Origin of the sequence: Actinophytocola sp. (genome assembly GCF_045807065.1) — a bacterium.
Classification (GTDB): Bacteria; Actinomycetota; Actinomycetes; order Mycobacteriales; family Pseudonocardiaceae; genus Actinophytocola.
In genome coordinates this window covers 1-14,473 of the sequence record NZ_JBJMIE010000385.1, presented here as the reverse complement: position 1 = coordinate 14,473, position 14,473 = coordinate 1, and the positions used below count along the sequence as shown (strand labels likewise).

Annotated in this window: 9 protein-coding genes; 1 reads left to right on the top strand and 8 read right to left on the bottom strand. The window is 73.0% G+C overall.

All coding sequences use genetic code 11. The features are described 5' to 3' along the window. On the top strand, positions 1-1,012 hold a 1,012-nt coding region (clpX, locus tag ACJ73U_RS22420), incomplete at its 5' end, for an ATP-dependent Clp protease ATP-binding subunit ClpX (RefSeq protein WP_407779645.1). 75 nt (positions 1,013-1,087) lie between these two features. On the opposite strand, the gene ACJ73U_RS22415 is transcribed toward clpX, so the two are convergent. From ACJ73U_RS22415 to ACJ73U_RS22380, 8 genes are all read right to left on the bottom strand, one after another. Then, positions 1,088-6,799 (bottom strand): SDR family oxidoreductase, encoded by a 5,712-nt coding sequence (locus ACJ73U_RS22415; RefSeq protein ID WP_407779644.1) that lies wholly within the window; start codon positions 6,797-6,799, stop codon positions 1,088-1,090. 29 nt (positions 6,800-6,828) lie between these two features. Further along, positions 6,829-8,334: an acyltransferase domain-containing protein gene (locus tag ACJ73U_RS22410; RefSeq protein WP_407779643.1), complete on the bottom strand. Its 1,506-nt coding sequence runs from the start codon at positions 8,332-8,334 to the stop codon at positions 6,829-6,831. A gap of 25 nt (positions 8,335-8,359) precedes the next feature. Continuing rightward, positions 8,360-9,769 carry a cytochrome P450 gene (locus ACJ73U_RS22405; RefSeq protein ID WP_407779642.1) on the bottom strand — a complete coding sequence of 470 codons (1,410 nt, stop codon included), beginning with the start codon at positions 9,767-9,769 and terminating at the stop codon, positions 8,360-8,362. Then, entirely contained in the window at positions 9,766-10,380 is a 615-nt protein-coding gene (locus ACJ73U_RS22400; RefSeq protein ID WP_407779641.1) for a cupin domain-containing protein, read from the bottom strand. The genes ACJ73U_RS22405 and ACJ73U_RS22400 overlap by 4 nt, the downstream gene beginning before the upstream one ends. Beyond that, on the bottom strand, positions 10,380-12,020 hold the full coding sequence (locus tag ACJ73U_RS22395) for an FAD-dependent monooxygenase (protein ID WP_407779640.1): 1,641 nt from the start codon (positions 12,018-12,020) through the stop codon (positions 10,380-10,382). The genes ACJ73U_RS22400 and ACJ73U_RS22395 overlap by 1 nt, the downstream gene beginning before the upstream one ends. A 5-nt stretch (positions 12,021-12,025) precedes the next feature. Continuing rightward, positions 12,026-13,264 carry a beta-ketoacyl-ACP synthase II gene (fabF, locus tag ACJ73U_RS22390; RefSeq protein WP_407779639.1) on the bottom strand — a complete coding sequence of 413 codons (1,239 nt, stop codon included), beginning with the start codon at positions 13,262-13,264 and terminating at the stop codon, positions 12,026-12,028. Then, the gene (locus tag ACJ73U_RS22385; RefSeq protein WP_407779638.1) at positions 13,261-13,725 is read right to left on the bottom strand and encodes an SCP2 sterol-binding domain-containing protein; all 465 of its coding nucleotides are present in this window, start codon (positions 13,723-13,725) and stop codon (positions 13,261-13,263) included. Before ACJ73U_RS22385 ends, fabF begins: the two co-directional genes overlap by 4 nt. After that, on the bottom strand, positions 13,722-14,473 hold a 752-nt coding region (locus ACJ73U_RS22380), incomplete at its 5' end, for an FAD-dependent monooxygenase (RefSeq protein WP_407779637.1). The genes ACJ73U_RS22385 and ACJ73U_RS22380, both read right to left, overlap by 4 nt.

Genomic DNA, 14,473 nt, shown 5'->3' with positions numbered 1-14,473 from the left:
GGTCGCGGTCTACAACCATTACAAGCGGGTGCAGATGAACCGCACCCGCGGCAACGACGTCGAGCTGTCGAAGTCGAACATCCTGTTGGTCGGCCCTACGGGCAGCGGAAAGACGCTGCTGGCGCACACGCTGGCCAAGATGCTCGATGTGCCCTTCGCCATCGTGGATGCCACCACGCTGACCGAGGCCGGCTATGTGGGCGAGGATGTGGAGAACATCATCCTCAAGCTGCTGCAGGCTGCCGATGGCGACGTGACGCGCACCCAGACCGGCATCATCTACATCGACGAGATCGACAAGATCGGCCGCAAGGACGAGAACCCGTCGATCACGCGCGACGTCTCGGGCGAGGGCGTGCAGCAGGCGCTGCTGAAGATCCTGGAGGGGACGACCGCGTCCGTGCCGCCGCAGGGTGGCCGCAAGCACCCGCACCAGGAGTTCATCCAGATCGACACGACGAACGTGCTGTTCATCGTGGCCGGCGCCTTCGCCGGGCTGGACAAGATCATCCAGGACCGGGTCGGCAAGCGGGGCCTCGGCTTCGGCGCCGAGATCCGGTCCAAGGCGGAGATCGACACGGCGGACTTCTTCGCCGACACCATGCCGGAGGACCTGATCAAGTTCGGGCTGATTCCGGAGTTCATCGGCCGGCTGCCGGTCGTCGCCTCGGTGACCAACCTCGACAAGGTCTCCCTCGTGCAGATCCTTACCGCTCCGCGGAACGCGCTGGTCAAGCAGTACCAGAAGCTGTTCGAGATGGACGGGGTCGAGCTGGAGTTCACCGACGCCGCCCTCGAGGCCGTCGCTGACCAGGCGATTCTTCGTGGCACCGGCGCCCGCGGGCTGCGGGCCATCATGGAGGAGGTCCTCCAGCCGGTGATGTACGACATCCCGTCGCGGACCGACGTGGCGAAGGTCGTCATCACGGAGCAGACGGTGCGGGAGAACGTCAATCCCACGATCGTGGCCCGGCAGCCGTCCCGGCGCGAGCGCCGCGAGAAGTCCGCGTAGCACGGCAGACAGACCCACGAAAGGGCTGAAGCGGCGACCGCCGCTTCAGCCCTTTCGCCTTGGGACCGACGCCCGCTACCAGTCGATGATCGTGGTCCGGACGTCGGTCATGGTGGCCACCACGTGCCCGTCCGGCGCGACCGCGACCAGCTGGTGCTCCAGCCGGCCGTCCGGCGTGCGCTCGCTGGTGGCGTACATGCCCAGCTCGCCGTACCGCGCCATCAGCTCCACGTCGTTCCCCGGCTCGAACACCGCGACCTCCCCGATGAGCGTCGGCGCCCCCACGGGTGCGGCGCGACCGTCCGCCTCCGTGAGGAAGGCGGTCCGCACCATCCCGTCGAACAGGAACGACGGTGCGAAGAAGCTCGTCGCCAGCGGGTCGCCCGCGTCGAGCCGCAACCGGAACGTCGAGCGGGCACGGCCGGGAGCGCGGCGGATGTCGTCCACGCACAGGAACGGGCCGCTCAGCATGATCGGCGCGTCCGGCGCGCGGAACGACTCCTGCGCGGGCACGTCCCGCGCCGGATCCGGCCACGGCCGGTAACCCGGCGCCGCCGGGTACCCGCCGGCCAGCACCACGTTCGTCGTGAAGTGCGGCCGGTCCCGCACCAGCAGCACGCCACCGGGGGACCGCACGTCCGCGCTGATCGTCACGTGGATCGTGGTCCGTTCGCCGTCCCGGCCGGTCACCACGGCCCGGACCTTCTTCGGCGGCGTCGGCAGGTCGCGGTGCACGTACAGGAAGTGGTGGAACCGCACGTCCGTGTAGCTGATGACCGTCGCACCCGGCACCAGCTCCAGCGCCGCCTCGCCGGCCAGCTCGGCGACGAACGCGCCGGGCAGCGTCGGTACCCCGCGCACCAGGTGGTGGCGCAGGTAGGCGTCCCGCTCCAGGTCGAACTCGACCATCGCGGTACCGGCGTCCCGGACGGGCTCGCCGCGGCCGACGTAGAAGCGGGCCCGGGTGAGGTAGCCGGGGTAGAGCGCCTCGACCGTGCGCCGCTCCGCGGCACCGACGTGCACCACCGACGGTCGCCGGTTGACGGCGTGCAGCTCACGCACGAAGTGGTGCACGCCCTCGGCGACCGTCATGTCGCTGTAGGACGCTTCGCGCTTGAAGTGCGCGTTGGCCAGGCTGCCCTTCTCGCCGACCATCCCCACGCCGTCCCAGAAGGTCCACCCGATCGTGAATTCGGATTGGCCCCTGCCGACGGCGTGGCCCGCCGCCGAGGCGAGGAAGTCGTTGCCCGACGCGTAGTCCGCCTCGCCCAGCTGACCGAAGTAGCCGAGCAGGGAACCGAAGTTGCACCAGTGCGCCGGCGCCTCCTTGCCGAACGCGCGTTTGAGGTTCGCGTAGCCGCGCACCTTGATGTCGCGGATCTGCTGGAACTCGGCGAAGTCCTTGTCGCGAATGAGTGCGGAGTGGTTGCGCCCGGCCGCGTTGACCAGCAGGTCGACGCGACCGGATTCGGCGAGGACCTTCTGCACCGCCGCGGTCACGGCCTCCTCGTCGGCGATGTCGCAGACCAGGTAGGTGACCCGGTCGGCGCCACACAGCTCCCGCAGCCGGGTCAGGGTCCTGGCCGCGTCACGCGCGTTGCTCATCCGGTCGAACTCGCGGTTCAGCTGCGCGACCGTCCGGTTCGACCCGTCCCGCAGCCGGCGGCGGATGAACTCCGGCCGGCTCGCCGCGAAGGTGGCGTCGTCGCCGCCGAACACGTCGTCGGGGTAGTCGTCGAGCCGGTTGCTGCCGAACAGGTAGACGCGGGGCCGGAAGTGCTCGGCGAGGGCCTTCGTCACCTCGGCGGTGATACCCCGCGCCCCGCCGACCGCGACCACGACGGAGTCCGGACCCAGTCGTGCGGCCGGGTCCGGCGGCACCTGGACCGGCTCGTCCCGCAGGGCCGGCACCCGGCGCACCCCGTTGTCGTAGTACACGACGGGGAACGTCCTGGTCACGCCGCTCTCCCGCGCGGCGAGCCGGGCGCCGGCCGCCGGGTCGCGCTCGGTCGTGCAGAGCGTGAACGTGCGGCAGGCGGGCAGCTCGAGGTCGACGGCCTTCACCAGGCCAGTGAACAGACCGGTCACCGGGTGCGGAACGGCGTCGTCGAGCGCACCCAGCAGCAGTACGACGACCGAGGAGCCGACCTCCGCCAGCGGCGTGCCCGCGTGCTGGACCGTGAGGAACAACGCGTCGTGCAGGGCGAGCAACTGCTCGGTCCCGCCCACCTCGTGCGGCAGCGGGGCCGAGAGCGACAGGTCGGTGACCACCCGGACGTGGCGCACCGGTCGTGCCGCCAGCGCCTGGCGCAGTGTGTCGGGATCGGCCACCGGCATGCGGATCCAGCCGGGTCGCCGTTCGGTGCCGTCGACGGTGCACACGACAGTGGTGCTCGCCGGCAGGTCCAGGCGCGTGTCGAGGTCCGGCAGGTCGGTGAGCACGACGGCGCCGGACGGTACGAACGCGGTCGGCTCGCCCGCGGGGACGGCGGCCGCCTCGAGCAGCACGGGCACCTGGCGCCGGACCAGCGGCGCCTTGCCGGGCTCGAACTGCTCGGCCGCCAGGAACCGGGCCGGTAGGTCGGCGCCCGCGGTGCCGGGAACCGTCAGGTCGAGCCGGACGCCCCCCTCGCACTGCACGCTGACCGGCCCCGGGCGGCCGAGCAGCGCGGAGAGCACGCCCAAACCGCCGGCGGCGCCGAGGTACCGGGCCCGCTCCGGCACGGCCGGGCCGCATTCCACGACGGGGTGCTCCGTCGCCGGGAAGCTGCCGGAGTGGAGCTCCCCGACCACCGCCAGCACCGGCAGGCCCGCCTCGGCGGCGATCCGCTCGGTCGTGAGCGCGAACATGAACGTGCCCTCGGCGAGGCCCGCGCCGCCGGTCAGCTCGCCGGCCACGGACTCGAACTCGGGCAGGCTGTTGCCGTTCACCCCGGCCGCCAGCGCGAGCCTGGCCTCGCCGGTCCGCAGGTAGCGGGCGGCCGTGTCGATGGCGGTGAGGGCCGAGCCGAGGCCCGAGTCGAGGGTGATGTTCGGTCCGGTGAGGTCGAACCGGTTCGCCACCCGAGCGGAGATGATGTTCGCCATCATCCCTGGGAACGAGTCCTCGTTGGACGGCGCGGTGTCGGCGCGCACGTTGTCGCGCAGGCCGGTCAGCAGGTCACCCAGCTCGGGCAGGTCCGCCGTCCGTTCGTCCGCGCGCAGCGCGCTGATCGTGTCGTCGAGGTACACGCGGTTGGCGAGCAGCACCGCGGCCCGCGTGGAGCCGACGTTGCCGGCGACGACGGCGGTGCTGTCGGCGAAGCGGTCCCACACGTCCGGCAGCTGGCCGACCAGCTGGTGGGCGCACTCGACCATCATCAGCTGGCAGCGGTCCATCATCCGCACGGTCTTCGGTGGGAGCCGGATCCGGTCGAACGCCGGCATCGGGTACTGGTCGCCGAAGCCGTCGCGCGGCGCCTGGCCCCGGCCGGTCAGCCACGCGCCGACCTCCGCCGGCCCGGTGAGCCCGGGGACCTGCGCCGCCCAACCGACGATCACCACCCGCTCGGACGTGGGGGCGGCTGCGGCCTTCGCCGGTGCCGGCGCGCCGGGTTCGGCCACGACGAGGTGTGCGTTCGTGCCGCCGAAACCGAACCCGGAGACCCCGGCGAACCGGGGCCGGTCGGCGCGCGCCCGCCACGGCACCGGTTCCGTCGGGATCCGCAACGTGGTCTCGTCGAGCCGGAACTCGCGCTGCGGGGTGCGGAACCGCAGTTGGGCGGGGATGGTCCCGGCCGCCAGCCCGAGCACCGCCTCGATGACCGACGCCACCCCGGCCGCCCAGCCGGTGTGCCCGATCAGCGACTTGTTCGAGGTGAGGTAGGTCGGGGTGGCCCCGCCGAAGTGCTCGCGGACCGTCACCAGCTCGGCGATGTCCCCGGCGCGGGTGCCCGTGGCGTGGGTGAGCAGCCAGTCGACCTCGTCCGGGGACACCCCCGCCGCCAGGGCCTGCCGGACCGCGAGGTCCTGGCCCTTCGGGTTGGGCGCGTAGATCGCGGTGCCCCGGCCGTCGGAGGACGTGCCGATCCCACGCAGGACACCGAGCACGTGGTCGCCGTCGGCCACGGCCCGCCGGAGCCGCTTGAGCACGACCACGCCCGCCGCGTCGGCGAACAGGACGCCGTCGGCCGCGTCGTCGAGGGAGCCGACCGAGCCGGACCGGGACAGGCCGTGCAGCTTGGCGAACATCACGACCGACCGCGGAGTCAGCGCGAACGCCCCACCGCACACGGCCATGTCGTGCTGGCCGAGCAGCAGGCCCTTCGCGCCGATGTCGATCGCGTAGATCGACGACGAGCACGCGGTGTCCACCATCTGCAGTTCGGTGTCCGGCGGCAGCAGGCCGGCCATCGCGAGCCGGCCGACGTGCTCGGGGAAGAACCGCAGCGGCGTGCCGGCGCCGCGGTGGTAGTGCGCGGTCAGCACCTCGTCGACCGCCGCGAGCACGGCCGCCCGGCGGGCGCCGGTGAGGTTCAGCCCGTCGGCCACCTCCCCCGTCCGGCGGCGCATGGCGGCCAGCACCGTCGCCTCCTCCAGGTGCTGGTTGCCGTCCGGGGTGTAGCCGACCAGGAACGAGACCCGGTCGGCGGGGTCGCGGTGGACCCCCCGCAGCGCCTGGGCCAGCGAGTGCCGCAACCACGCCGTGGTGTGCTCCAGGCCGCCGTCCGCCGCCTCCGGTTCCGGCCGGAAGTCGGTGATCAACGCGGCCCGGTCCTGGTAGGTCTTGTCCTCGGCGGTCGGGTCCTCCGCGGTGAAGCTCGTGGCGTCCCACCGGTCCGCCGGCGGGGAGTGGAACAGGTCGGCGCCCGTGGTGCGCAGCCGCCAGTACTCCTCCGGGCTGTTCGCACCGGGCGTCACGAGACCCATGCCGACGATGGCGATCTCGTCGGCCAACTCGTCCGCCCCGCCGGCGTCCGCCCGCCTCGGCTTCGTCGTGGTAGCGGGCCTGCCGGTGTCGGCGGGCGCTGCCGGGGGTGGCGACAGCAGCGCGGCGCGCAGGGAGAGCCCGCCGTCGGCCAGGATCGTCTGGCCGGTGATCCAGCGCGCGTCGTCGGAGGCGAGGAACGCCACCACCGACGCCAGCTCCGCCGGGGTGCCGAGCCGGCCGAGTGGCGTCGCCTCCCGGATCACCCGCTGCATCTCCTCGGCCCGCGGGAAGGCGTCGGCCACCTCGCTCACCAGCATGGCCGCCGACGCCGTGTTCGCCCGGATGCCATACGGGGCGAGCTCCACCGCCAGGTACCGGGTCACGGTCTCCGCCGCGGCCTTCGCCGCCGCGCAGGCCAGGTAGTTCGACATCACCAGCTGGCTCGAACCCAGCGCGGACACGGTGACGATGGCGCCACCGCGCCCGGCCATCAGCGGCGCGGCGGCACGGGCGCAGCGCAACCCGCCCTTGTAGTTGGTGTCGATGGCCTTGTCGAGGTGGGTGTCGGTGAGCTCGGCGAGCGGCACCAGGGCACCGTCCGCTGCGTTGTTCACCAGGATGTCCAGGTGACCGAAGCGCTCCTGGACCTCGGCGAACATCCGGTCCACCTGGTCCTGGCGGGCGACCGAGGCACGCAGGAGCGTCACCTGGATGCCGAGCGCCGTCAGCTCCGCCTCGGTCCGTTTCGCCTCTGCCACGGAATGGAAGTAGTTGACCAGCACGTGGGCGCCGCGACGGCCGAGCTCGGTGGCGATCGCCTTGCCCACGTTCTTCGCGCCGCCGGTCACGAGCGCCAGCTTGCCGTTCAGTTCCCGCATGTCTTTCGCGCGCTCCTTCGGTGCACGGGTCAGCCGACGCGAGCGGTCCGCTCGCGGAGGGTGCCGTGCACGAGCTCGACGATCTTGGCCATCGTGTCGTAGTCGGAGAGGCGGAACTCCTCGTCGCGCTGCGGCAGCCCGAAGTGCTGGTACGCCCGGGTGAGCAGCTCGACCTGTTTCACCGAGTCGACGCCCAGCTCGGCCTCCAGCCGGACCTCGTCGGCGAAGACCTCCTCCGGGTACTCGAGCGCCGCGGCGTACTGGGCGCGCAGCTCAGTGGCGATCGTGTCCTTGTCGGGTGTCCTGTCCACCGGCGCGGACACCGCCGCGGGCGAGGACACGGGCACGGACTCGGGCGCGGAGGACCGTGGCGCCGGCGCGGGTTCTGCCGTTGGCCTGGGCGCCGCCGGGGCGGTGGGTGCCGACCGACCGGTGAACTCGGCGAGCCGGGCACCGATCAGCGCGGTGAGCTCCGCACCCGCCTCGGCCCAGAATGCGGCGAACGTCTCCCGGTCCGCGCCGGGTGCGAGCACCCCGCCGACCGCGGTGCCCAGTGCGACCGCGTCCGGTGCGGCCGCGGTGCCCAGCGCGGCGACCGTCCCGGCCAGGGCCAGCGCGTCCGCCTGGAGGCTCAGGGTGGCGTGGGTCGTGACGCCGGGCACGATCTTGCGCACGAACTTCGACAGCTTGTCGTCGCCGCCCACCTCGACGAACCGGTCGCTCCCGCGCTCGTGCAGGTGGCGCACCGCGGCCTCGAAGTGCACCGGCTCGACGAAGTGCGCGGCCAGTTGCTCGGCGATCTCCGGTCCACCCTGGTAGTACTCGCGCGTGATCGGTGAGTAGACGGGCACCGCCAGCGTGCCTCGGTCCAGCCCGGCGACGAACGCGGCGAACGCCGGGGTGGCCGACGCGAGCGTGGGCGAGTGGAACGGGAACGACGCCTTCAGCTCCACGGCGCCGATGTCGAGGTGTCGGCAGATGCCGAGCAACCGCACGATCGCCTGCCGCGAGCCACTGAGGACGGTCTGGTTGGGATGGTTCGCCGCGGCGACGGCGACGGACTCGTCGGCCAGCGCGGCGATGACCTTCTCGGCCCGGTCGACGCCCGTGGTGAGCGCGATCATCCGGCCGGGACCGAGACCGAGGTCCTCGATCGCGGCCACCCGCTTCGCCACCACCCGCGCGCCGTCGGCCACGCTGAACAGGCCGGCCGCGACGAGTGCGCCGATCTCGCCGAGGCTGTGCCCGGACAGCACGTCCGGCCGCACGCCGTGCGCGTCGAGCACGCGGTGGGCGGCCAGGCTCGCGGCGTAGATCGCCAGCTGCGACACCCACGCGCCGTCGGCCAGCAGCTGGGTGATCTCGGGGACCGGATCGGCGAGCAGGATCTCGGAGAGCGAGCGGGACCACTGCTCCCGCGTCACCACGTCGATCTCCGCGAGGACCTCCTTCACCTGGGGATAGTCCTGCGCGGCCTGTGCGAGCGCGCGGCCGTCGTAACCGCCCTGGCCGGGGAAGAGGAATGCTGTTGTCATGTCTTCGAACCTCCGTAATGGACAGTCAGCGCGCGCGGACGGTCATGGGCAGCCCACCCTTGGGGCGGACGATGATCTTGGCCTGGGGCGTGACCTTGCTGCCGGGTACGGGTTCCAGCCGCCACCGGCGGGCGAGGGTGGCGAGCACGACGGCACCCTCCAGCAGTGCGAACTCGTTGCCGATGCACTGGCGCGGGCCGCCGCCGAACGGGAAGTAGGAGAAGCGCGGGCGCTCCGCGACCAGCGCCGTACCGGTGAGGTTGTCGGTGGCGCCGTCCGGTGCCCGCTCGACCCACCGCTGCGGCGCGAACCGTTCCGGTGCCGGCCACCACCTCGGGTCGCGGTGCACCACCCAGGCGCTCATCATCACCGTGGCGTCCGCCGGCACCTCGTGGCCCAGCAGGGTGTGCGGCGCCAGCGCCCGGCGCGCGACTGTCCACACAGGAGGGTAGATGCGCATCGCCTCGTTCAGCACCGCTCTGGTCCACGGCAGCCGGGGCAGGTCGGCGAAGCCGGGTAGCCGATCGCCGAGCACGTCGTCCACCTCGGACTCGAGCCGCGCCGCCGAGGCGGGGTTCTCGCCGAGCAGGTGCAGGGCCCACGCGAGCGCGTTGGCCGTGGTGTCGTGCCCGGCCATCAGCAGGGTCAGCACCTCGTCGCGGATCTGCTGGTCGGTCATCGGCTCACCGGTGTCCGCGTCGGTGGCGGCGATGAGCAGCGACAGCAGGTCCGAACCGGTCGCCCCGGCGCGTCTGCGTTCGGTGATCAGCCGGTGCACCACGGCGTCCAACGCCTCGCGGCCGCGGATGAACTGCAGGTTCGACGGCAGCGGCAACCGCGACAGCAACGCGCCGCCGGGCATCATCGCGTACCGCAGCGGGCCGTCGTTCCTGGGCAGCGCCGTGCGGACCGTCCGCGTCACGTCGCTGTCGAGTGCGACATCGAAGATCGTCCTCGTGACCACGGCCAGCGTCAGCTCGACCATCTCGACCAGCGCGTCGACCCGCTGACCTGCCGACCAGCGGTCGGCCCGGTCCTCGGCGATCTCGGCGAACGCGTCCGCGTAGCCGGCGACCCGCTGGCGGTGGAAGAGCGGTTGCAGCAGCTTGCGCTGCTTGCGGTGCTGCTGACCGGTGCTGGTCAGCAGCCCCTGGCCGAGCAGTCGTGCCAGCGGCGCCTCGCGTTCCCCGCTCGCCCCCGAACCGCCCACGATGTCGCTGTCGAAGTTCTTCGCCGACGAGATGAGCACGTCGTTGATCGCGTCGGGATCGCTGAGCAGGTGCAGGGTCTGCGGGCCCAGCGGCACCCGCACCAGCTGGCCGTAGCGGTCGCGCAGCGCGGTGAGCGCGCGTGGCGCGTTGGTCATCATGTCGCGCACCAGCGCGGGCCGGAACCGCTCGGGACCCGGGATCCGTTGTGCGTGCACGGTTGTCATGGCGCCACCTCCGGTAACTCGATGCCGGCGGGGAGCCGGTCGCCGGCGGCCGGGCGCAGCCGCCGGCGTGAGCGCGGCACGTACGTGCCGGGCATGCCGATCGCCCTGGCGAGCGGGAGCAACGGGCGGAACACCAGGTCCTGCGCCCACTGCGGCCAGGTCAACCGGAACTCGTCGCGGAACTCCGCGGCGATGGCGGCCGCCCGCAGCGGACTGGGGTGACCCCACCGGTTGGTCTTGCCGTCGGTGGCCAGCCCCCAGAACGTCTCCAGCAGGTCGTCCATGCGCATGGCCGGGTACGCCGAGGAGATCAGGCGGGCGTCGGTGCTGCCGTGGTTCATCATCCGGTGCGGCACGCCGGGCGGCGCGACGTAGCGGGTGCCGGGCACGGCCAGGATCTCCTCGTCCCCGATCCGGATGTGCACCTCGCCCTCCAACACCTGGAAGGTCTCGGTCTGGAAGGGGTGCACGTGCGCGGCGGCGACCGAACCGCCCGCGCGCAGCAGGAAGTCGGCCTCGACCAGCTCGCCGGCGGTCTCCCGCCGGCCCGTCCGGACCTTCGCCAGCTCCCCGGACTGCGTGTTCTCGATGGTCTCGCCCGGTGCCAACATCAGATGAGCCCTCCGACGGTGTGGAAGTAGGAACGGATCGCGTGCGGTGTGCTGGAGCGGCCCCGCGTGCCGAGGTAGCGGTCCGGCCGCACCACGAGCGCGGTGTCCGCGCCGGCACGCAGCAGCCTCCTGACCCGGCCGCCGTGGTCGGCCACCACGCGCCACTCCGGCAGCGGCGGGATGCGGTCGGCCGGCACGCCCGGCGAGTCGAACACGAGCACCGGCACGGCGTCCGGGACCGTGCGGCGCAGCGCGGTGAACCCGTCGACGTCGTCCCACGCGTACCCGCGCCCGGCCCACGCGAGTACCGCGGAACCGTCGCTGGGCAACAGGTCCCACAGCCAGGCACGTTCGCCTCCGGGGCCGGTGAGCTCCACGTTCGGGAGCCGGGAGCCGGCCACGGGGCGTCCCGCGACCATGGCGGCGACCGACCTGACCTGCCGCGCCATCCTGACCGGCGCGGGAACGGGCGTCAGGCCGGCCGGGTAGTTCTGCGCCACGCCGGCGATCGCGGGCGGGACGACGCGCTGGATCACGCCGTGCCGCCCGGCCGTCGACCAGATCCGGTCGCGGCCCCACCGCGCCGCGGCACTGGGCAGCGTCGCGCCCTTGGTGAGCCGGTTGGCGAACCGCACGGTCAGCGCCGCCGCGGGACGCCGCTCCGCGTCGTAGGAGTCGAGCAGGCTCTCCTCGGCCCGGCCGGTGCTCACGAGCGCCAGCTTCCAGCCGAGGTTCGCGGTGTCCTGGAGCCCGGCGTTGACGCCCTGCGCGCCGGCCGGGCTGTGCACATGGGCGGCGTCCCCGGCCACCAGCACCCGGCCGCGCCGGAACTGCCCCGCGATGCCCTGGCGGACTCGAAAACCGTTGGCCCACAGTATTTCCGTGAGCCTCATCGGCATCGGAGCGCGCTCGTCGAGCACGGCCTGGACACGGTCCGTCGGCCAGTCCTCCGGATCGGGCCGCTCCTCCCCGACGGTCATGGTCAGCCGCCACTGGTCGTCCGGCATCGGCAGGGCGTGCAGCACGGCGCCGGCGTGGAGGAACCAGCTGACGCCGTCCGGTGGCAGGGGGGTGTCCATCCGCACGTCGGCGAGGAGCCAGCCGTAGCGCTCCGGCTCGCCGCTCATGGAGATGCCCGCCGCGGTGCGGATCAGGCTGCCCGGTCCGTCACAGCCGACGACCCAGTCGGCCTCGACCTGCTCCGGACCCGCCGGGCTCGTGAGGGTGAGCAGCGGCCGCTCGCCGGAGGTGTCCAGTCCGGTGGCGCGCACGCCCCGCTCGACCTTGCCGCCGAGCGCGTCGAGCCGCTGTTCCAGCAGCTCCTCCGTATGCGGCTGGGGCAGTACCAGTCCCCAGCCGAACGTCGAGCGCAGACCGGTGAGGTCGAACGTGGTCAGCGGCGCGCCCGCCGACCACAGGGTGCCTCTCCGCAGCGCGAGGCCGCGTTCGCCGGCGGCGTCCGCGACGCCGAGGTCGCGCAGGATCTCCAGGGTGCGCGGCCAGACCGCGATGCCCTTGGACCGCGTGCTGCGGCTGGTGGCGGCGTCGACGACGCGGCACGCCACGCCGGCGCGGAGCAGTTCGCAGGCCAGCGCCAGCCCGGTCGGCCCGGCGCCGACGATCACGATGCGCGGGTTCATGTTCCTCACTCCTCGAAACGACGGAAGACCAGCGTCGAGTTGTGGCCGCCGAACGCGAACGAGTTGGAGACGGCCACGTCCACGTCGGCCTTCCGCCCCTCGTTCGGCACGTAGTCCAGGTCGCAGTCCGGGTCGGGCACGTCCTGGTTGATGGTCGGTGGCAGCCGGCGGGTGTCGATGGCCAGCACGCACGCGGCCGCCTCGACCCCGCCGGACGCGCCGAGCAGGTGGCCGGTCATCGACTTGGTCGAGCTGACGGCCAGGTCCGCGCTGTGCGTGCCGAACACCCGCTTGATGGCGACGGTCTCGCTGGCGTCGGACAGGGGCGTCGACGTGCCGTGCGCGTTCACGTAGTCCACGCTGGACGGTTCGAGTCCCGCGTCGGCCAGTGCCAGGGCCATCGCCCGCGAGGCCATCTCCCCGTCGGGGCGCGGGGCCGTGGGGTGGTGCGCGTCGTTGGTCTGGCCGTAACCGGCGAGCTCGGCGAGGACGGGGGCGCCGCGAGCCGCCGCCGACTCCTCGGTCTCCAGCAACAGCAGGCCCGCGCCCTCACCCATGACGAAGCCGTCCCGGCCCGCGTCGAAGGGGCGGGACGCCTCGGCCGGGGCGTCGTTGCGCCGGGACAGCGCCCGCATGTTGCCGAACCCGGCGATCAGCGGCGAGTACACGCAGGCCTCGGCACCACCGGCGACCGCGGCGTCCGCGTACCCGTCGCGCACCAGCCGGAAGGCCTGGCCGAGCGCATCGGTCGCCGAGGCGCACGCGGTGACCGGCGCGGCCGTCGGGCCGGTGAACCCGTGCATCCTGGCGACCGTGCCGGCGGCGATGTTCACGATCGACGACGGCACGAAGAACGGGGACACCTGCGCGGGGTTGTTCGCGTCGGCGCGGACGCCGGTGATGATCGACGCCGCGCCGCCGATGGCGCTGCCGATCACGGTGGCGACGGTGTTCACGTCGGCGAACCGGGCGCCGGCGAGCGCGAGCTCCGCCGCCGCGATCGCGAAGTGGCAGAACCGGTCGAGCTTGCGGGCCTCCCGCCGCGGCAGCCAGTCGAGTGGGTCGAAGCCGGTCACCTCGGCGGCGATCCGGACGTCGAGGCGGGACGCGTCGAACGCGCCGATCGGGCCGGCGCCGGAGACCCCCGCGGTCAGCGCCGACCACGTCTCGTCCGTCCCGGTGCCGACGGGGGTCACCAGCCCGATGCCGGTCACCACGACCCGGCGTCTCGTGGGGCCTCTCATGCGCCGAGGCCGAAGACGGACTCCATCCGCATGGCGAGCGCCGCGTCGCCCGCCACCTGGAGGCGGCCCTGCATCAGCAGGTCGACACCGGACTTCAGGCCCGCCGCGATCTCGATGAAACTCACCGCGTCGGTCGACATGGTCACATCGGGCGCGGTCTCGTCGCGCGCCGGCTCGACCGTGCAGGACGCACCGGTGAGCAGGACGTCGTAGGCCAGCTCGGCGCCCGGCGTGCGGCTCACCCGCCACCTGGCGGTCGCCGGTGGGTCGACGGTCTCGCCCGTGTGGTAACTCGGCATCTTCTCGAACGCCGCCCGCAACGCCTCGGTGCCGGCGTCGGTGGCCAGCAGCGCCGCGAGGTCCTCCCGCGGCACGCCGTCGACCGCGGCACGCAGTTCGTCGCGACCGGCGGTCCGTAACGCGCCGAGGTCGTCGGCGGTGAGGGTGTTCTGGTCAGTCATCTGTGCTCCTCGAGTGTTCCGGTCGCGCGGCGCAGGGCCGCGTCGAGCTCGTCCGACGGGTCCACACCGGACAGCATCTCGGCGACGTGTCCGTCGGGGCGGACGAGTGCGGCGGTCCCCCCGGGCAGGAAGTCCACCGGCACGACCCGCAGCGGCGCCGCCGTCCGCCCGGTGGGCCAGGGACACGACGTCAGCAGCGCGAACCCCGCCGCGGCGAGGTCGCACGTGGACAGTTCGTGCCGATCGTCGAGCCAGCGGTGCGGGACGCGTGCCCCGGGCTCGAACCGCGGGTGGTACTCGACGACGTCCTCGACCACCGGCTCGGTCCCGTACCGGAAGCCGAGTGCCTGCCCCGGGTAGTCGAAGTGCGGTCGCTGCTCGTCGATGAGCGGCAGCAGCTTGCGGCGCGCGGCCTCGCCGGCCTCGCCGGGGTCGGCGAGGTCACCGGCCAGGGGGCCGACGTGGTCGACGAGGAAGGCCTTGGTGAGCAACGCGTTGTGCTCGCTGCGTGCCGCGTTGAACGCCGCGACCGGACGCCGCTCCGCCTCGTAGGTCGACAGCAGCGCCGGCGCGGCCCAACCGCGCAGCACCCCGGCGAGCTTCCACGCCAGGTTGTGGGCGTCCTGAATGCCCGTGTTCATCCCGAAACCGCCGGTCGGGGGGAAGGTGGTGGCGGCGTCACCCATGACCAGGACGCGTCCGGTGGCGTCGCGGCGCCGCTCGACCGAGGTGGTGCCCATCGTCCACG

What these genes read in the sequence shown, in the direction of transcription:
- ACJ73U_RS22395 (WP_407779640.1), bottom strand. Translation starts at nt 12,020, where the DNA reads ATGAACCCGCGCATCGTGATCGTCGGCGCCGGGCCGACCGGGCTGGCG.
- fabF (WP_407779639.1), bottom strand. Translation starts at nt 13,264, where the DNA reads ATGAGAGGCCCCACGAGACGCCGGGTCGTGGTGACCGGCATCGGGCTG.
- ACJ73U_RS22410 (WP_407779643.1), bottom strand. Translation starts at nt 8,334, where the DNA reads ATGACAACAGCATTCCTCTTCCCCGGCCAGGGCGGTTACGACGGCCGC.
- ACJ73U_RS22415 (WP_407779644.1), bottom strand. Translation starts at nt 6,799, where the DNA reads ATGCGGGAACTGAACGGCAAGCTGGCGCTCGTGACCGGCGGCGCGAAG.
- ACJ73U_RS22385 (WP_407779638.1), bottom strand. Translation starts at nt 13,725, where the DNA reads ATGACTGACCAGAACACCCTCACCGCCGACGACCTCGGCGCGTTACGG.
- ACJ73U_RS22400 (WP_407779641.1), bottom strand. Translation starts at nt 10,380, where the DNA reads ATGTTGGCACCGGGCGAGACCATCGAGAACACGCAGTCCGGGGAGCTG.
- ACJ73U_RS22405 (WP_407779642.1), bottom strand. Translation starts at nt 9,769, where the DNA reads ATGACAACCGTGCACGCACAACGGATCCCGGGTCCCGAGCGGTTCCGG.